16 protein-coding genes are annotated in these 16,894 nt (G+C 70.1%); 8 read left to right on the top strand and 8 right to left on the bottom strand.

Annotated elements, in window-relative coordinates:
• The first annotated feature begins 16 nt into the window (after positions 1-16).
• Positions 17-1,033: a GSU2403 family nucleotidyltransferase fold protein gene (locus tag LOS78_RS19325; RefSeq protein ID WP_230378802.1), complete on the top strand. Its 1,017-nt coding sequence runs from the start codon at positions 17-19 to the stop codon at positions 1,031-1,033.
• Here the strand turns inward: LOS78_RS19325 and LOS78_RS19320 are convergent.
• Together LOS78_RS19320 and LOS78_RS19315 are read right to left on the bottom strand one after the other, a co-directional pair.
• Positions 1,030-2,376 carry a sigma-54 dependent transcriptional regulator gene (locus LOS78_RS19320; protein WP_230378801.1) on the bottom strand — a complete coding sequence of 449 codons (1,347 nt, stop codon included), beginning with the start codon at positions 2,374-2,376 and terminating at the stop codon, positions 1,030-1,032. The two genes, LOS78_RS19325 and LOS78_RS19320, sit on opposite strands and share 4 nt — an antisense overlap.
• On the bottom strand, positions 2,373-4,058 hold the full coding sequence (locus tag LOS78_RS19315) for an ATP-binding protein (protein ID WP_230378800.1): 1,686 nt from the start codon (positions 4,056-4,058) through the stop codon (positions 2,373-2,375). The genes LOS78_RS19320 and LOS78_RS19315 overlap by 4 nt, the downstream gene beginning before the upstream one ends.
• Positions 4,059-4,262: 204 nt before the next feature.
• Between LOS78_RS19315 and LOS78_RS19310 the strand changes: the two genes are divergently transcribed.
• Positions 4,263-5,630, top strand: coding sequence for a dicarboxylate/amino acid:cation symporter (locus tag LOS78_RS19310; protein ID WP_230378799.1), 1,368 nt, complete (start codon positions 4,263-4,265; stop codon positions 5,628-5,630).
• 51 nt (positions 5,631-5,681) lie between these two features.
• On the opposite strand, the gene LOS78_RS19305 is transcribed toward LOS78_RS19310, so the two are convergent.
• Positions 5,682-6,692, bottom strand: a complete 1,011-nt coding sequence (locus tag LOS78_RS19305) for a LacI family DNA-binding transcriptional regulator (protein ID WP_230378798.1) — start codon at positions 6,690-6,692, stop codon at positions 5,682-5,684.
• Positions 6,693-6,788: 96 nt separating this feature from the next.
• Between LOS78_RS19305 and LOS78_RS19300 the strand changes: the two genes are divergently transcribed.
• From LOS78_RS19300 to LOS78_RS19280, 5 genes are read left to right on the top strand one after another with little or no spacing between them, the layout of a single operon-like run.
• Positions 6,789-7,841 (top strand): sugar phosphate isomerase/epimerase, encoded by a 1,053-nt coding sequence (locus tag LOS78_RS19300; RefSeq protein WP_230378797.1) that lies wholly within the window; start codon positions 6,789-6,791, stop codon positions 7,839-7,841.
• Positions 7,838-8,932, top strand: a complete 1,095-nt coding sequence (locus LOS78_RS19295; RefSeq protein WP_230378796.1) for a Gfo/Idh/MocA family protein — start codon at positions 7,838-7,840, stop codon at positions 8,930-8,932. The genes LOS78_RS19300 and LOS78_RS19295 overlap by 4 nt, the downstream gene beginning before the upstream one ends.
• Positions 8,929-10,413 carry a sugar ABC transporter ATP-binding protein gene (locus LOS78_RS19290; RefSeq protein WP_230378795.1) on the top strand — a complete coding sequence of 495 codons (1,485 nt, stop codon included), beginning with the start codon at positions 8,929-8,931 and terminating at the stop codon, positions 10,411-10,413. Before LOS78_RS19295 ends, LOS78_RS19290 begins: the two co-directional genes overlap by 4 nt.
• A complete protein-coding gene (locus tag LOS78_RS19285) occupies positions 10,410-11,378 on the top strand; it encodes an ABC transporter permease (RefSeq protein WP_230378794.1) in 969 nt (322 codons plus the stop codon). The genes LOS78_RS19290 and LOS78_RS19285 overlap by 4 nt, the downstream gene beginning before the upstream one ends.
• 18 nt (positions 11,379-11,396) lie before the next feature.
• Positions 11,397-12,356, top strand: a complete 960-nt coding sequence (locus tag LOS78_RS19280) for an ABC transporter substrate-binding protein (protein ID WP_024843906.1) — start codon at positions 11,397-11,399, stop codon at positions 12,354-12,356.
• Here LOS78_RS19280 and LOS78_RS19275 read toward each other — a convergent pair.
• The 3 genes from LOS78_RS19275 to LOS78_RS19265 form a co-directional block, all read right to left on the bottom strand.
• A complete protein-coding gene (locus LOS78_RS19275; RefSeq protein ID WP_230378793.1) occupies positions 12,335-13,216 on the bottom strand; it encodes a sigma-70 family RNA polymerase sigma factor in 882 nt (293 codons plus the stop codon). The two genes, LOS78_RS19280 and LOS78_RS19275, sit on opposite strands and share 22 nt — an antisense overlap.
• Positions 13,206-13,679 (bottom strand): carboxymuconolactone decarboxylase family protein, encoded by a 474-nt coding sequence (locus LOS78_RS19270; protein WP_230378792.1) that lies wholly within the window; start codon positions 13,677-13,679, stop codon positions 13,206-13,208. Before LOS78_RS19270 ends, LOS78_RS19275 begins: the two co-directional genes overlap by 11 nt.
• A 98-nt stretch (positions 13,680-13,777) precedes the next feature.
• Entirely contained in the window at positions 13,778-14,920 is a 1,143-nt protein-coding gene (locus LOS78_RS19265; protein WP_230378791.1) for an alpha-D-ribose 1-methylphosphonate 5-triphosphate diphosphatase, read from the bottom strand.
• Between the two features lie 95 nt (positions 14,921-15,015).
• Here LOS78_RS19265 and LOS78_RS19260 point away from each other — a divergent pair, with 95 nt between their 5' ends.
• Positions 15,016-15,696, top strand: a complete 681-nt coding sequence (locus LOS78_RS19260) for a DUF1045 domain-containing protein (RefSeq protein ID WP_230378790.1) — start codon at positions 15,016-15,018, stop codon at positions 15,694-15,696.
• Here LOS78_RS19260 and phnN read toward each other — a convergent pair.
• Both phnN and phnL read right to left on the bottom strand, forming a co-directional pair.
• A complete protein-coding gene (gene phnN, locus LOS78_RS19255) occupies positions 15,678-16,211 on the bottom strand; it encodes a phosphonate metabolism protein/1,5-bisphosphokinase (PRPP-forming) PhnN (RefSeq protein ID WP_028712968.1) in 534 nt (177 codons plus the stop codon). The two genes, LOS78_RS19260 and phnN, sit on opposite strands and share 19 nt — an antisense overlap.
• Positions 16,208-16,891, bottom strand: coding sequence for a phosphonate C-P lyase system protein PhnL (gene phnL, locus LOS78_RS19250; protein WP_230378789.1), 684 nt, complete (start codon positions 16,889-16,891; stop codon positions 16,208-16,210). The genes phnN and phnL overlap by 4 nt, the downstream gene beginning before the upstream one ends.
• Between the last annotated feature and the right edge of the window lie 3 nt (positions 16,892-16,894).

The raw sequence follows: 16,894 nt of genomic DNA, 5'->3' as shown, positions 1-16,894 counted from the left end.
TCCGTGGGGTAGGGGTATGGCACAGCATCTTTCCGCGGTGGCGGTGGCGGCCTGGACCGATCTGCTGCGGCATCTCAAGGATGCCGCGGTCAGCGAGCTGCGCGGCACGCCGCGGCTGAAGAAGGTCGGGCAGAAGGGCTATTGGTACGACCATTTCCGCATCGGCGACAAGACCGTCGACCGCTATATCGGCGAGGACGGCGAGGAACTGCGCGCCCGTCTTGCCCGGCAGGAGGCGCTGCGCGAGGCCGAGCGGCAGAGCCAGCGCGAACGCTCGCGGCTGATGCGCATCCTGCGGGCCGAGGGCTGCCTGATGACCGACCGCGGCTCGGGCCAGGTGATCTCGGCCATGGCGCGGGCCGGGGTGTTCCGCCTGGGCGGCACGCTGGTCGGCACCCAGGCGTTCCGCTGCTACGAGGGCGAGCTGGGCATCCGCATCGGCTTCGACCAGAGCGCAATGACCGACGACATCGACATCGCCAGTTTCGAGCGGCTGTCGCTGGTGCTGGGGGACCAGGTGACCGAGCCGCTGGCCGAGGTGTTCCGCGACCTGCGCTTCGACCCCTTGCCCTCGCTCGAAGGGCAGCGGGTCTGGCGCTGGCGCCAGGGCGAGCAGCAGACGCTGGTCGAGTTCCTGACCCCCTGTTTCGACGGCACCGAGGGGCTGCGCGACCTGCCGGCGCTTGGCGTCTCGGCGCAGAGCCTGCATTACCTGAACTTCCTGATCGCCCAGCCGATCCGGGTGCCGCTGCTATACCGCGCCGGCTTCCTGATCCAGGTGCCGCGTCCCGAGCGTTACGCCATCCACAAGCTGATCGTCGCCGACCGCCGGCGCGAGGGGCCCGATGCGCTGAAGGCGCGCAAGGACCGCGCGCAGGCCGAGTTCCTGATCGAGGCGCTGGCCGAGGAACGCCCCGATGATCTGCGCGACGCCTATGAGACGGCGATGGCGCAGGGCCCGTCCTGGCGTGCGCGGCTGGCTGCGACGCTGGCGCGGATGCCGCATCTGCGCGACCGGTTGCAGGCGCTTTAGCCGGGGCGGAAATCGGCGGGCTTGATGCCGTGGCGCGCCAGCTTGTCGTAGAAGGTCTTGCGCGGCAGGCGCAGCCGGGTCATGGCCTGGGTCGCATTGCCTTGGGCCAGCCGCAGCGCCTCGCGGATCAGCCCGGCCTCGTATTCCGCGACCAGATCGGCAAGGCCCGGCGCCTCCCCGCCCTCCTGCGGCGGATCGAAGGGCGTCAGCCCCAGCGCATGGCTTTCGGCGAATTGCTGCAATTCGCGCAGGTTGCCGGGCCAGCCATGGCCGGCCAGCCGCGCCTTGACCGCGCCCGTGACCGGCGCCACCGGCAGGTTCAGCCGCGCCGCCGCCGCCAGCAGGAAATGCCTAAACAGCGCGGGAATGTCCTCGCGCCGCTCGACCAGCGGCGGCAGGGTCAGGGTGACGCCCGAGAGCCGGTAATAAAGGTCGCTGCGAAACGCCCCCTCCTGCATCAGCCGTTCCAGGTCGGCGCGGCTTGAGGCGATGACGCGCAGGTCCAGCGGCCGGGGCGCGGCACTGCCGGGCGGCTGGATCTCGCGCGCCTCGATCAGCGCCAGCAGGCGGGCCTGCAGGGCCGGGGCCAGCGCGTCGATCTCGTCCAGATACAGCGTGCCGCGATGGGCGGCCTCCAGCCGTCCGGGGGCGCGGAGGGCGCGGCCCTGCGGCTCGGCGCCCAGCATCTCGGTCTCGAAGCGCGCCTCGTCCAGCGCGGCGCAGGCGACATGGACGAAGGCGCGGGCGCGGCGCGGGCTTTGGCGATGGATGGCGCGCGCCACGGTTTCCTTGCCCGAGCCGCCGGGGCCGAGGATCAGCACGTCGCCGCCGGTCTCGGCCATCCGGGCGACGGTCTCGCGCAGATGCTGCATGAAGGGGCTTTGCCCGACCAGCCGGGTCTCGCGCGCGGCGCTGTCCTGTTGCTGGCGGCGCAGCGCGCGGTTTTCCAGCACCAGCGCCCGGCTGGAGGCCGCCCGCGCCAGCGCCGCCGCCAGCGTGCCGCCGCCGACCGGCTTGGTCAGGAAGTCGTAGACGCCCTGCTTCAGCGCGGCGACCGCCATCGGCACGTCGCCGTGCCCGGTCAGCAGGATCACCGGCAGGTCGGGATCCAGCGCATGGATGCGCTCGAACAGCTGGAAGCCGTCCATGCCCGGCATGCGCACATCCGACAGCACCACGCCCGGCCAGTCGGGGCCAAGGCCGCCAAGCGCCTCGGCCGGGTCGGTGAAGGCTTCGGCGCGGAACCCGGCCAGTTGCAGCGCCTGCAGCTGTGCCTCCAGAAGGTCGGGATCGTCATCGACAAGGCGGACAAGGCGGGCGTCGGGGGCGGGTGCGTCGGTCATGCGGCTTTCGGCAGGTCGAGATGGAAGGTCGCGCCTTCGCCGGCGCGCGGCGGCTCGGCCGCGAGGCTGCCGCCGAAATCCCGCGCGATCTCTTGCGAGATCACCAGCCCAAGGCCCAGCCCCTCGGGCTTGCTGGTGGCGAAGGGGGTGAAAAGGCCGGCGGCGATCCCCGGCGAAAGGCCCGGACCGTTGTCCGAGACGCTGAGCCGCAGCACCGGCCCGTCCTCTTGCAGGGTAAGGCGGATTTCCGGGTCGGCCCGGCCCTCCAGCGCCTCCTGTGCGTTCTGGATCAGGTTGACGAGGATCTGCTCCAGCCGCACCGTCTCGGCCATGACCCGCAGGTCGGGCGGGATCTCGGGCAGGATCAGCCGGATGTCCTGCGCCCGGCGGCGGCTGGCGGTCAGAAGCAGCGCCGCGTCCAGCGCGTCCTTCAGCGGAACTGGGCCCAGCTCGCCCGTGGCCTTGCGGGCAAAGCCGCGCAGCTCGGTGGTGATCTGGGCGATGCGGTCGGTCATGCGCAGGATCTGGCCCAGGTTGCGATCCAGATCGGGCGCGCCCTCGGGCAGCATATGGCGGCCGTTCTCGGCCAGCAGGCGGATGGTGGCCAGGGGTGTGTTCACCTCATGCGCGACGCCGGCGGTGATCTGGCCCAGCGTCGCCAGCTTGTTGGCCTGCACCATTTCGCCCTGCAGCTGCGCCAGGCGCTGTTCGGCGGCGCGGCGCTCGCGCATCTCGTCGGACAGGTCGCGGGTGCGCGCCTCGACCGCCCGTTCCAGATCGGCGCGATAGCGGCGCTCGGTCTCGGCGCGGCGGACGGCGCGGGTGCGGGCACGCAGCCCCCAGAGCCCGCCGCCCAGCAGCAGCGTGAACAGGAAGCCGACCGTCCCCGCCGCCAGCAGCGCCGCCCGCGCCGCCTCGGCCGAAGAGGCGCGGACCCACAGCACCCAGCCCGCCCCCGGCACCTCGCGCCGGGCCGAGACCTGTCCGGCCGCGGCCGGCGGCAGCGGCGCGAAGCGCAGCCCGGGGGCACTTGCCAGGATCACCTGCCCGGCGGCGTCGCTGACCAGCGTGGTCTCGGCCGCCCGGGCCCAGCCCTGCTCCATGGCGTCGAATTCCACCTTCACCACGATGACGCCCAGCGGCGCGTCCCCGACGGGCACGTCATGCGACAGATAAAGCCCCGGCCGCCTGCTGACCGTGCCAAGCGCGAATTGCGTCGCCTCGCCCCGCAGCAGGGCCTCGCTGAAATAGCTGCGGAAACTGTAATCCGAACCGACGAAACTGTCGGGATCGTGCCAGTTCGAGGCGGCGATCGCCACGCCGTCGCGATTCAGCAGATAGATCACCGCGCTGCTGGTCTGTTCCTGCAACCGTTCCAGCTTTTCCGACACGCGCGAGACATTGGCCTGCGACGGCTGGGCCAGCGCCTGGCGCACGGCGGCGTCGTCGGACAGCACCGTGGCCACGGCCCGCTGCTTGGCTAGCACGCTTTCCAGCGTCTGCACCCGGCTCTGGGCGCTGACCGCCAGCCGCTCGGTCAGGGCCCGGGCGGCGCTTTCATGCGCGATGCGGAAGGTCAGCGCCAAAAGTCCCAGCAGCGCCAGCGCCACGGCAGCCGCGACCAGCAGCCGGCCCGGAGTGAGGCGGCGGCCCTCGCCTTGCGAATCGATGGTGGCGGCCATGGTTTCCTTTGCGCTGCGCCTGTGCGGATTTCCACACTAGCAGATCCGCCCTGTGTGGAAAACCACACGGATTTGACCGGTAATGCGCGACAAAAAGCCATGATTACAACGCATTGCTGTCATGCGCCGGGTTTTTGGGCGCCCGGGCCCGGGAATTTATCATGGCCGTCACATCGTCGTCATACGCAGGTCGGAGGAGGCCCCATGCACATCGACACCACGGCCGAGCCGGTCGCTCACGCAGCGCGGCCCTTTTACAGGCATCTTTATTTCCAGGTTCTTTGCGCCATCGTCGCCGGCGCGCTGATCGGGCATTTCTATCCCGAGACCGGCGAGGCGCTGAAGCCCCTGGGCGATGCCTTCATCAAGCTGGTCAAGATGATCATCGCGCCCGTCATCTTCCTGACCATCGTCACCGGGCTGGCCGGCATGGGCACGCTGAAGGGCGTGGGCTCGGTCGTCGGCAAGGCCTTCGGCTATTTCCTGACCTTCTCGACCCTGGCGCTGATCGTCGGGCTGGTCACTGCCAATGTCATCCGGCCCGGCGCCGGCATGAACATCGACCCGGCGACGCTGGATGCCAGCAAGGTCTCGGATTACGCCGCCAAGGCGCATGAATCCTCGCTGACCGGCTTTGTCATGGACATCATCCCGTCCACGATGACCTCGGCCTTCGTCGAGGGCAACATCCTGCAGGTGCTGTTCATCGCCATCCTGTTCGGCATCGGCCTGATCCTGATCGGCGACAAGGGCAAGCCGGTCGTGGCGCTGTTCGAGGCGATCAGCCATGCCGTGTTCCGCATGGTGGACATCCTGATGAAGGCCGCGCCCATCGGCGCCTTCGGCGCCTTCGCCTTCACCATCGGCAAATACGGCATCGCCTCGGTGGTGAACCTGGCGACGCTGGTCGGCACCTTCTACCTGACCTCGGCCCTGTTCGTCATCGTGATCCTGGGCACGGTCTGCATGCTCAACGGCTTCTCGATCTTCCGGCTGATCTCCTATCTCAAGGCCGAGATCCTGCTGGTGCTGGGCACCTCGTCCTCGGAATCGGCGCTGCCCTCGCTGATGGAGAAGATGGAGAAGGCCGGCTGCAAGCGTTCCGTGGTCGGGCTGGTCGTGCCGACCGGCTACAGCTTCAATCTGGACGGCACCAATATCTACATGACGCTGGCGGCGCTGTTCATCGCCCAGGCCACCAATACCGACCTGACGCTGCAACAGCAGATCCTGCTGCTGCTGGTCGCCATGCTGTCGTCGAAGGGCGCGGCGGGCGTCACCGGGGCGGGCTTCATCACCCTGGCCGCGACGCTGTCGGTGGTGCCCACGGTGCCGGTCGCCGGCATGGCGCTGATCCTGGGCGTGGACCGCTTCATGTCGGAATGCCGCTCGATCACCAACTTCATTGGCAATGCGGTGGCCACGGTCGTCGTCAGCCGCTGGGAAGGCGCGCTGGACCGCGGGCAGTTCGACCGCGTGCTGGCCGGCGAGGCCGGGGGCGAGGCCGCGCCGATCCACGACCTGCACGGCGCCCCGGCCGGGCTGCGCCTGAACGAGGCCAGCGCCGACTGAGCCGGCCCATATCGCAGCAAGGGGGCGTCCGCAGGGGCGCCCCTTTTCCGTTCAGGGCGGCGGCGCCGTCGTCTCGCGCGCCATCATCAGCGGCGCCAGCAGCGTCACGGCCGGGATGTCGCGCCCGGCGATGCGGTCCAGCACGATCCGCGCCGCCTTGCGGCCGATCTCGCGCTTGGGCTGGCGGATCGTGGTCAGCGCCGGGGCCAGATGGGACACCAGCTCGATATCGTCGAAGCCGACGATCGAGACATCGCGCGGCACATGATGCCCGGCGCGCTGAAGGCCCGACATGAAGGCGCAGGCCATCTCGTCGGAAAAGGCGAAGATGCCGGTCGGGCGGTCCAAGGGCGGCAGGGCCTGCCAGGCCAGCGCCGCCTGCTGCCCCGATTGCAGGGTGAAATCGCCGGGAAATTCGGTGATCCGCGCATCGCCCGCCGCGTCCATCGCGCCCTCGCGCCGGGCCTTGTGCAGCACGTTGCCGGGCGGGCCGCCGATCAGGCCGATATGCGCGTGGCCAAGCGCACGCAGATGCGCCACGGCCAGCCGCCCGCCCTCGCGATTGTCCAGCATGACCCGGGGCAGGTCCGCGCCCTCGATCCATTCGCAGGCCGTGACCACCGGCGGCAGATCCGCGCGCCCCGCCAGGTCGCCAAAGGGCGCCAGCCCGTCCAGCAGGATGATCCCGTCCGCCCGCGAGGGGTCGAGGAACCGGTCCAGCCGCCTATGCCGCCCGCTATCCTCCAGCGTGTCGGCGACCAGCAGGTCATAGCCCGCGCCGGCCAGTTCGCGGCCCATGCCGTCCAGGATCTTGGCAAAGAACGGATTGCCCAGATTGGGCACCAGCGCCACGACGCAGCCGGTCCGCTGCTTGCGCAGGTTCCGCGCGGCGTGGTTCATGCGATAGCCGGTCTCGGCCACGGCCTGCATCACCGCCTCGCGCGTGGCCTTCGCCACCACCCCCGGATTGGACAGCACCCGGCTGACGGTCGAGGCCGACACGCCCGCGCGCTGCGCGACATCCGACAATCTGGCCCGTCCGGGCGGGGTCCGGCTTTCCATCGCCCAAGGTTACGCGCGCCGCGCGGCCGGGCGCAAGAAAATGTTTGCAATCGATTGCAGACCAGTGCAGCCTGACCCTGGGGAGAGAGGGAAACCATGCGGACCATCAAGGGACCGGCGCTGTTCCTGGCGCAGTTCATCGGCGAGACGGCGCCCTTCGACAGCTGGGACGGCATCACCCGCTGGGCCGCCGATTGCGGCTATCGGGGCGTGCAGGTGCCGACCGGCGACCCGCGCATCCTGGATCTGGAGCGTGCCGGGGACTCGCGGGACTATCGCGACGAATTCCTGGGCATCGCCCGGCAGAACGGCGTCGAGGTGACCGAGCTTTCCACCCATCTGCAAGGCCAGCTTGTCGCCGTGCATCCGGCCTATGACGCCGGTTTCGACGCCTTTGCGCCGCCCGCCCTGCGCGGCAATCCCGGCGCGCGGCAGGAATGGGCGGTCGATCAGGTCGCCTGCGCGATCCGCGTCAGCCGGCTGCTGGGGCTGGACCGGATGGCGACGTTTTCGGGGGCCCTGGCCTGGCCTTACCTCTACCCCTGGCCGCAACGCGCGCCGGGGCTGGTCGAGGCCGCCTTCGACACGCTGGCCGCGCGCTGGCGCCCGCTGCTGGATCTGGCCGAAGAGCACGGGGTGGATCTCTGCTATGAGATCCATCCGGGCGAGGATCTGCACGACGGCGTGACATTCGAGATGTTCCTCGACCGCGTGGACGGGCACCGCCGGGCGAACATGCTTTACGATCCTTCGCACTATCTCCTGCAACAGCTTGATTACCTTCAGAGCATCGACATCTATCACGACCGCATCCGCATGTTCCACGTCAAGGATGCCGAATTCCGCCCGACCGGCCGGCAGGGCGTCTATGGCGGCTATCAGGGTTGGGCCGAACGCGCGGGCCGCTTCCGCAGTCCCGGCGACGGTCAGGTGGATTTCGGCGCGGTATTCTCGAAACTGACGCAATACGGTTTCGACGGCTGGGCGGTGGTCGAATGGGAATGCGCGCTGAAACACCCCGAGGACGGCGCGCGCGAGGGCGCGCGTTTCGTGCGCGACCACATCATCCGGGTCACGCCGCACGCCTTCGACGATTTCGCCGCCAGCCGCGTGGATCGCGCGGCCATCGACAGGGCGCTGGGGCTATGAGACCGGTTCGCCTGGGCATGGTCGGCGGCGGCAGCGGCGCCTTCATCGGCGCCATCCATCGCATCGCGGCGCGCATGGACGGGCGGTTCGTGCTGGTCGCGGGGGCGCTGTCCTCGGACCCCGCGCGCGCGGCGGCCAGCGCCGCCGAACTGGGCATCCGCGGCTATGGCGACTTCGCCGAGATGGCGCGGGCCGAGGCGGCGCGCGAGGACGGGATCGAGGCGGTCAGCATCGTCACTCCGAACCACCTGCACGCCGCCCCCGCTGCGGCCTTCCTGCGCGCGGGCATCCATGTGATCTGCGACAAGCCGCTGGCCGCGACGCCCGAGCAGGCGCGCGAGATCGCCGAGGCAGCGCGGGCCAGCGGCGCGCGGTTCTTCCTGACCCACAACTATTGCGCCATGCCCATGGTGCGCGAGGCCCGTGCGCTGGTGGCCGAGGGCGCGCTGGGGGATATCCGGCTGGTGCAGGCCGAATATCTGCAAGGCTGGCTCGCCGACCGCGCCGACAGCAAGCAGGCCGAATGGCGCACCGACCCCGCCCGCGCCGGGGCCGGGGCCATCGGCGACATCGGCACCCATGCCTGGCAATTGGCGCAATTCGTGACCGGCCAGACACCCGCCTCCCTGTCGGCCGATCTGTCCAGCATGGTGCCGGGCCGCGCGGTCGATGACGATGCGCGGATCGCGCTGCGCTATGCCTCGGGCGCCAAGGGCGGCATCTGGGTCAGCCAGGTCGCCGTCGGGCAGGAGAACGGGCTGTCGCTGCGGGTCTTCGGCACCAAGGCGGCGCTGGAATGGCGCCTGCCCGAGCCCGAGCGGCTGATCCTGTCGCCCAAGGACGGCCCGGCCCGCATCCTGACCCGGGCGCAGGACCGCAGCGCCTCATATCGCACGCCGCCCGGTCATCCCGAGGGGTATCTTGAATGTTTTGCAAATATTTACCGTGATATAGCGAGCATTATTCGAGGAGATTCCAGCTTTCTGGATCGCGTGCCGGGTCTGGAGGCCGGGCTGTCCGGCATGGCGTTCATCGCTGCCGCCCAGGCTTCCTCGGCGCGCGGCGGCACCTGGATCGAGGTCGGGCCATGACCGTGCTGGCGCTCGACAGCGTCTCGAAACGCTTCGGCCCGATCGAAGTGCTGCACGGCGTCAATCTGGCGCTGGAACCGGGCGAGGTCCATGCCCTGATCGGCGAGAACGGCGCCGGCAAGTCCACGATCATGAAGATCCTGGGCGGCTTCCTGGACCCGACATCGGGCCAGATCCTGCTGGACGGCCAGCCCGTCCGGTTCGCCAGCGGGCCCGAAGCCGAGGCGCAGGGCATCGTGGTCATCCACCAGGAATTCAACCTCGCCTCCGACCTGACCGTCGCGGCGAATGTGTTCCTGGGCCGCGAGATCGGCGGCTGGCGGCTGGACCATGCCGCGATGCGGGATGCGGCCGCCGCGCTGCTCAAGCGGCTGGACACCCGCATCGACCCCGAGGCGCGCATCCGCGACCTGTCCGTGCCCGACCGCCAGATGGTCGAGATCGCCAAGGCCCTGTCGCGCAAGGCCCGCGTGCTGATCATGGACGAACCCAGCGCCGTCTTGACCCATCGCGAGGTCGGTGCGCTTTACGCCCAGATCGACCGGCTGCGGGCCGAGGGGGTGGCGATCCTTTACTGCTCGCACCGGCTGGACGAGGTGGCGCATCTGGCCGACCGCATCACCGTGCTGCGCGACGGCCGCGTCGTGCGCCAGGCCTTGCGCGGCGAGCTGACCGAGGACGGCATGGCCACCGCCATGGTCGGCCGCGAATTGCAGGATTTCTATCCGCCCAAGGGCCAGCCGGGCGACCAGCCGGCGCTGGAGGTCCGGGGCCTGACCGTGCCGGGCCGGGTCCGCGACGTCGGCTTCACCCTGCGCCGGGGCGAGGTGCTGGGCATCGCCGGCCTCGTCGGGTCCGGCCGCACCGAACTGGCCGAGGGGCTGGTCGGGCTGCGTCCCTCGACCGGCGAGATCCGGGTTGAGGGCCGGCCCGTCGCCATCCGCAGCCTGCGCGCCGCCTTTGCCGCCGGCCTCGCCTATCTGACCGAGGACCGCAAGGAGGCGGGGCTGCTGCTCGACAAGGGGCTGCGCGAGAACCTGACGCTGGCGACGCTGGAACGCTTCGGCGGCTGGCGGCTGGACACCCGCGCCGAGGATGCCGCGCTGGACAGCGCGACGCGGGAATTCGACATCCGCGCCCCGCGCCGCGACATGCCGGCCGGAAAGCTGTCTGGGGGAAACCAGCAGAAACTGTTGCTGGCCAAGGTAATGCTTCCCGATCCTCGAATTATTCTCATCGACGAGCCGACGCGCGGCATCGACGTGGGCACCAAGCGGCAGATCTATGCCTTCATCCGCAAGCTTGCCGCCGAAGGCCGCAGCCTGATCGTCATCAGCAGCGAGATGACCGAGGTGATCGGCCTGGCCGACCGCGTGCTGGTGATGCGCGGGGGGCGGCTGGCCGGCGAGCTGGCCGGAGAGGACATGACCGAGGACCGCATCGTCCGCCTTGCCATGGGCGTGACCGGAGAAGCCGCATGAAGATCGACCTGCATACCCTTGGCCCGCTTGTCGCTTTGGTCGCCCTGGTGATCCTGGGCGCGGCACTGAACAGCGCCTTCCTGGCGCCGGCGAACATCACCAATGTGCTGGCGCGCTCGGCCTTCATCGGGCTGATCGCGGTCGGCATGACCTTCGTCATCACCGCGGGCGGGCTGGACCTGTCGGTGGGGTCCATGGCCGCCTTTCTGGCCGGCATCGCCATCATCGCCATGAACGCCGCCCTGCCGACGACCGGCCTGAACTGGGGAACGGTCCTGATCGGCATGGGCGTGGCGATCCTTGGCGGCATCGCCGCCGGATACCTGAACGGCGCGCTGGTCACCAAGGCGCGGATCGAGCCCTTCATCGTCACGCTGGGCACCATGGGCATCTTCCGCTCGCTGGTCACGTGGCTGGCCGATGGCGGCACGCTGTCGCTGGATTACGGGCTGCGCACGCTTTACCGGCCGGTCTATTACAGCGGGATCGGCTGGATCACCTGGCCGATCATCGTCTTTGCCATCGTCGCGGTCCTTGGCGAATGGACGATGCGCCATTCCCGCTTCGGCCGGCATGTCGAGGCCATCGGCTCGAACGACCGGGTCGCGCGCTATTCGGCCATCGACGTGAACCGGATGCGGCTTCTGACCTATGTGCTTTTGGGCGTGCTGGTCGGGCTGGCGGTGGTGCTTTACGTGCCGCGGCTCGGCTCGGCCTCGGGCTCGACCGGGGTCCTGTGGGAGCTTGAGGCCATCGCCGCCGTCATCATCGGCGGCACCGCGCTGAAGGGCGGGCGCGGCCGGGTCTGGGGCACGGTGGTCGGCGTGCTGATCCTGTCGCTGATCGACAACATCCTGAATCTGGCCGATCTGGTCAGCCCCTATCTGAACGGGGCGATCCAGGGGGTCATCATCGTTCTTGCTGTCGTCTTGCAGCGGGAAAAACGCACCGCCGAGGAGCGGTGACTGGGGAGGAAGCCAAAGATGAAACGCAGAAGCCTGATGAAAGCCGCGGCCCTGATGGCGGCGATGGGGATCGCCGCCCCCGCCGTCGCGCAGGAGGCCGAGAAGAAGATCATCGGCGTGTCGATCCCGTCCGCCACGCATGGGTTCATGGGCGGGCTGAACTGGCACGCGCAGGACACGATCAAGCGGCTGGGCGCCGCCTATCCCAACCTTGAATTCGTGCTCTCCACCGCCGGCGACCCGGCCAAGCAGGTCAACGACATCGAGGACATGATGGCCACGCGCAACATCGACGCGCTGGTGGTGCTGCCCTTCGAATCCGAGCCGCTGACCGCCCCGGTCAAGGCGGTCAAGGATGCGGGCAAGTTCGTGACCGTGGTGGATCGCGGGCTGAGCCAGGAGGGGATCGAGGATCTTTACGTCGCCGGCGACAACACCGCTTTCGGCCGCGTCGCGGGGGAATATTTCAAGGAGAACCTTGAGCCCGGCGCCAAGGTCGTGGTGCTGCGCGGCATCCCGACCACGCTGGACAACGAGCGCGTCGATGCGTTCCGGGCGGCGCTGGAGGGGTCCGAGGTCGAGATCCTCGACATGCAGCACGGCAACTGGAACCGCGACGACGCCTTTGCGGTGATGCAGGACTATCTGGCGAAATATCCGCAGATCGACGCGGTCTGGGCGGCCGACGACGACATGGCCATCGGCGTGCTCGAAGCGATCTCGGCCGCGAACCGGCAGGACGAGATGTGGGTGATCGGCGGCGCCGGCATGAAGGAAATCGTCAAGCGCATCATGGAGGGCGACAAGCAGCTGCCGGTGAACGTGACCTATCCGCCGGCGCTGATCTCCTCGGCCATCGAGATGACGGCGCTGAACTTCGTGTCGAATGCGCCGATGACCGGGCGCTTCATCATCAGCAGCCAGCTCATCACCCCCGAGAACGCCGAGCAGTTCTACTATCCCGACAGCCCGTTCTGAGCGGCCGGCCGCAGCCCCGCCAGCTTGTCGGGGTTGCGGGTGATGAAGATGGCGGCGACGCGGCCTTCCTCGATCTGCAGGGCGGTGGTTTGCAGATGGCCGCCGACGCGGCTGAGAAAGCCGGGCAGGCCGTCGATGGTGACGGCGCCCAGGAACTCGGGCGGGGGGCCTGGCTTGCGCGCCAGCCCGGCATAGAGCCGGGCGACGCGCTCGGCCCCCGCGATCACGTTGAGGAAGGCCACCACCTTGCCGCCGCCGTCGGAATAGATCCGCACGTCGCGGGCAAGGATCCGGCCCAGCACCGCCGGATCGCCTTGCCGGCAGGCCTCGAAGAAGGCGCGGGCCAGCGCCTCGCCGGTCTCTTTCGGAACGGCATGGCGGGGCCGGTCGACGCGCACATGCGCGCGGGCCCGTGCGGCCAGCTGCCGGGTCGCGGCCGGGCTGCGGCCGATGGTTTCCGCGACCTCGTCCAGCCTTTCGCCAAAGACGTCGTGCAGCAGGAAGGCGGCGCGTTCCAGCGGCGTCAGCCGCTCCAGCGCCATCATCAGGGTCAGCGTCAGGTTGTCGGCGCGCAGGCTGTCGTCCTGGGGTTCGATCAGCGGCTCGGGCAGCCAGGTGCCGGGATAGGACTCGCGCCGGGCGCGGGCGGATTTCATCTGGTCGAGGCACAGGCGCGAGACCACCCGCGTCAGCCATGCCGCCGGCTCGGCGATCGCCGTCCGGTCGCTGCGGTCCCAGCGCAGCCAGGCCTCTTGCAGGATGTCCTCGGCCTCGGCATGGCTGCCGAGCATGCGATAGGCCAGGCGCAGCAGCCGGGGCCGCTGCGCCTGAAAGGTTTGCGTGGCGCGGTCAGGCCGCATCGGCCCGTTCCGCCGGCAGGCCCATCGCATGCCGGGCGCGCAAGCCGACCTGCACGCGGTTCCACAGGTTGATCGCGCCGATGGCCAGCGTCAGCCAGGCGCGCTCGTCCGGGGAAAAGGCCGCCTCGACCGCCTGCCAATCCGCGTCCGGCGCCCCGGTCTGGGCGATCAGCGTCAGCGCCTCGGTCCAAGCCAGCGCCGCGCGCTCGCGGTCGGAAAACAGCGGGCTGTCGCGCCAGCCGGCGACCATGTGCAGGCGCATATGGGTCTCGCCGTCCTGCAACGCCTCGGCCGTGTGCATCTGGATGCAGAAGGCGCAGCCATTGATCTGCGAGGCGCGCAGCTTGACCAGATGCAGCAGTTTCGGCTCCAGCGGGCCGGCCTGCAGCGCGGCCTCGAAGCCTGTCAGCGCGCGATAGCCGGTCTTGGCGCGGTCGAAATGATCGGTCATGCGGGGTGTCATGGGGTTGCTCCGTTCTGTTGCACCGGCTTGACGAGGCAGCGCCCGGAAATGTGACATCCCCCCGCAAGAAAATCCACGGCCGCTGCCAGTCCGCCCGGTCAGGCCACGCGCTTGCCCTGCACCCAGGCGCCGCGCAGCGCCCCCGCCTCGCCGATGCGGGCGACGCGGATCACGTCGGCGCGCGCCCCGGCCGCAAGCCGGCCGCGATCCCCGAGCCCCGTCGCCTCGGCCGGGGCCTGGGTCACGGTGGCGATGCCGCGCGCCATGTCGCCCCACAGATCGCCCAGAAGCAGCGCCGCCGACAGCAGCGACGAGGGCACGTAATCCGAGGACAGGATGTCCAGAAGCCCCGCCTCGGCCAGATCCGCCGCCGCGACATTGCCGGAATGGCTGCCGCCGCGGATCAGGTTCGGCGCCCCCATCATCACCAGGATGCCGTGGTCGCGGCAGGCGCGCGCCGCCTCGGCCGTGGTCGGGAATTCGGCGAAATGCGCGCCGTGCCCGGCCGAAACCGCGACCTGCGCCGCCGTGGTGTCGTCATGGCTGGCCAGCACCGCGCCATAGCGCCGCGCCTCGGCCACCGCGGTCGCCTCGTGCAGCGCGCCCAGCCGGTCGCGCAGGGCGCGCTGGCTGGCGACATGGTCGGCAAAGCCCTCGTCCGACAGGCCGTGCTTGCCGCAGACATAGTCCTTGAGCTTCGAGAGGTCGCGGAACTGCCGCTCTCCGGGCGTGTGGTCCATCAGGCTGACGATGCCGATGCGGTCCCGGGGGCCGAATTTCGCCATCTCGGCCACCAGGGTTTCGGAACAGACCTCGGCCCGCAGGTGCAGGAAATGGCTGATCTTCAGCGCGCCCCTGTCCCGCAGATCCAGGATCTCGTCGGCCAGCGCCCGGGCATATTCGCCATAGTTCGCCTTGCCGTCCGACACGACCGAGCCGACGCGCAGCGCGTCGAAGACGGTGGTGATGCCCACGCTGGCCAGTTCGCCGTCATGGGCCAGGATCGCCGCCTGATGCGGCCAATGCACCCGGGGGCGGGGCTGGATGTGCCGCTCCAGATTGTCGGTATGCAGTTCGATCAGGCCCGGCAGCACCAGATCGCCCTCGCAATCCAGCGCGCCCGTCGGCACCCTCCGGCCCGGATCGATGGCGGCGATGCGGCCATCGGCCATGCGCAGCGCGCCGCGGATCACCTCGTCGGGCAGGATAAGCGTGGCATTGGCAAGGATCGTCTCGGTCATTTCGTGCTGTCCTGTCTTGCGTCTGGCTCCATGGGCGGGCTGAATGCCAGCGCCGTGTCACAAGCCTGTGACATGCCAGCGATAAGAGCCTGCGCATGGAAATCATGAAGCGTTACGCCGTCTATTACGCCCCGCCCGAGGGGGAATTCGCCCGCCGCGCCGATGCATGGCTGGGCTGGAATGCCGCCACGGGCCAGCCGCTGACCCCGCCGGAACTGGGCCTGCCGGCCGAGGAGATCACCCGCGACCCGCGCCGATACGGCTTTCACGGCACGCTGAAGCCGCCCTTCCGGCTGGCCGAGGGCCGGGATGCCGAAGCATTGCACCGGGCGGTCGAGGCTCTGGCGGCGCGGCTTTCGCCCGTCGTCCTGCCCGGGCTGCGGCTGGCGAGCCTGGGCGGCTTTCTGGCCTTGGTGCCCGAAGGCGACGCGGCGCCGCTGCAAACCCTGGCCGCGACGGTGGTGGCGGCGCTGGACGGCTTTCGCGCGCCCCTGACCGAGGCCGAGATCGCCCGCCGCCGCCCCGAGCAGCTGACGCCGCGGCAGCGCGAGCTGCTGGAGCTCTGGGGCTATCCCTATGTGATGGAGGAATTCCGCTTCCACCTGACCCTGACCGACCGGCTGGAGGAACCGCTGGCCGCCGAGGCGGCGCGGATCCTGGAGGCGCATTTCGCCCCGGTCCTGCCCCGGCCCTTCAAGGTCTCGGACCTGTGCCTGTTCGGCGAGGCGGGGGACGGGCGTTTTCACCTGCTGCATCGCTATACCCTTTCCGGCTGAAGCGCGGCGAGGAAGCGCGCAAGCCCCTGATCGGGCGTGCCGTCGTTCATCACCACGCGCGGCGCGAGACCGGGCGGCAGCGGAAAGCCCGCCCGAGCCAGCCGCGCCGCCTGATCGGCGCCGCTTTCGCGCCCCCGCCCGGCCAGCCGCCGCGCCAGCACCTCGGGCGGCGCCGTCACCAGCAGCACCGTCAGGTCCGGGAACCGCGCCTGCGCCTCGGCCAGCACGGCGCGGCTGGCATTGATGAGCAGCGTGCCTTCGCCCGCCAGCGCGTCGGCCGGGATGCCATAGCCCAGCCCATGCGCGCGCCAATGCAGGGCGAAGGCGCCGGCCCGCTCGCGCGCGGCGAATTCGGCCTCGGTGACGGGCTCGAAATCCTCGCCGCCGGCCTCGGCCGGGCGGGTGACGACGCGGCGGGCGGCGCGGATGTCGGGCCGCGCGGCGCAGGCCAGCGCCATCAGCGTGTCCTTGCCCGCGCCCGAGGGGCCGACCACGGCGACCAGCCGCCGGCTCATGCCGCCAGCCCCGGCGTGAAGCCGGTCACGTCGACCAGCCGGTCGCAGACCCGGTCCCGCGCCCCCTCGTCGTGGAAGATGCCGAGGATCGCCGCGCCGCGGGCCTTGGCCTCCTCGATCAGGCGCAGCACCACCTCGCGGTTCTGCGCGTCGAGGCTGGCGGTCGGCTCGTCCAGCAGCAGCGCCGGATAGTCATGGGCGAAGCCGCGGGCGATGTTGACCCGCTGCTGCTCGCCGCCCGAGAAGGTGGTGGGCGACAGCCGCCAGAGCCGTTCCGGGATGTTCAGCCGGGCCAGCAGTTCGGCGGCGCGGGCGCGGGCCTCGGGGGCAGGGGTGCCCAGCCGCAGCAGCGGTTCGGCCACCACCTCCAGCGTCGGCACGCGCGGCACGACGCGCAGGAACTGGCTGACATGGCCCAGCACCGCGCGGCGCAAGGCCAGGATCTGCCGCGGCTCGGCCGTGACCACATCGACCCCGCCGATGCGGATCGAGCCGCCGCCGGCCAGGTAATTGCCATAGACCATGCGCATCAGCGTCGATTTGCCGGCGCCGGACCGACCGACCAGCCCGACGCATTCGCCGCCGGCCACGCGCAGATGCGCCCCCGCCATCACCGGGATCGCCACGCCGCCCTGATTGTGCAGGGTAAAGCTTTTCGAAAGGTTCCGGATCTCGATCATGGG

The organism is Paracoccus sp. MA (assembly GCF_020990385.1).
In the GTDB taxonomy this organism is placed as follows: Bacteria; Pseudomonadota; Alphaproteobacteria; order Rhodobacterales; family Rhodobacteraceae; genus Paracoccus.
This window is presented reverse-complemented; position numbering and strand designations above follow the sequence as displayed.

Coding starts and splice junctions, on each gene's coding strand:
- LOS78_RS19315 (WP_230378800.1), bottom strand. CDS start 4,058: ATGGCCGCCACCATCGATTCGCAAGGCGAGGGCCGCCGCCTCACTCCG.
- LOS78_RS19295 (WP_230378796.1), top strand. CDS start 7,838: ATGAGACCGGTTCGCCTGGGCATGGTCGGCGGCGGCAGCGGCGCCTTC.
- LOS78_RS19265 (WP_230378791.1), bottom strand. CDS start 14,920: ATGACCGAGACGATCCTTGCCAATGCCACGCTTATCCTGCCCGACGAG.
- LOS78_RS19260 (WP_230378790.1), top strand. CDS start 15,016: ATGGAAATCATGAAGCGTTACGCCGTCTATTACGCCCCGCCCGAGGGG.
- phnN (WP_028712968.1), bottom strand. CDS start 16,211: ATGAGCCGGCGGCTGGTCGCCGTGGTCGGCCCCTCGGGCGCGGGCAAG.
- LOS78_RS19270 (WP_230378792.1), bottom strand. CDS start 13,679: ATGACACCCCGCATGACCGATCATTTCGACCGCGCCAAGACCGGCTAT.
- LOS78_RS19325 (WP_230378802.1), top strand. CDS start 17: ATGGCACAGCATCTTTCCGCGGTGGCGGTGGCGGCCTGGACCGATCTG.
- LOS78_RS19285 (WP_230378794.1), top strand. CDS start 10,410: ATGAAGATCGACCTGCATACCCTTGGCCCGCTTGTCGCTTTGGTCGCC.
- LOS78_RS19280 (WP_024843906.1), top strand. CDS start 11,397: ATGAAACGCAGAAGCCTGATGAAAGCCGCGGCCCTGATGGCGGCGATG.
- LOS78_RS19300 (WP_230378797.1), top strand. CDS start 6,789: ATGCGGACCATCAAGGGACCGGCGCTGTTCCTGGCGCAGTTCATCGGC.
- LOS78_RS19305 (WP_230378798.1), bottom strand. CDS start 6,692: ATGGAAAGCCGGACCCCGCCCGGACGGGCCAGATTGTCGGATGTCGCG.
- LOS78_RS19310 (WP_230378799.1), top strand. CDS start 4,263: ATGCACATCGACACCACGGCCGAGCCGGTCGCTCACGCAGCGCGGCCC.
- LOS78_RS19320 (WP_230378801.1), bottom strand. CDS start 2,376: ATGACCGACGCACCCGCCCCCGACGCCCGCCTTGTCCGCCTTGTCGAT.
- LOS78_RS19290 (WP_230378795.1), top strand. CDS start 8,929: ATGACCGTGCTGGCGCTCGACAGCGTCTCGAAACGCTTCGGCCCGATC.
- phnL (WP_230378789.1), bottom strand. CDS start 16,891: ATGATCGAGATCCGGAACCTTTCGAAAAGCTTTACCCTGCACAATCAG.
- LOS78_RS19275 (WP_230378793.1), bottom strand. CDS start 13,216: ATGCGGCCTGACCGCGCCACGCAAACCTTTCAGGCGCAGCGGCCCCGG.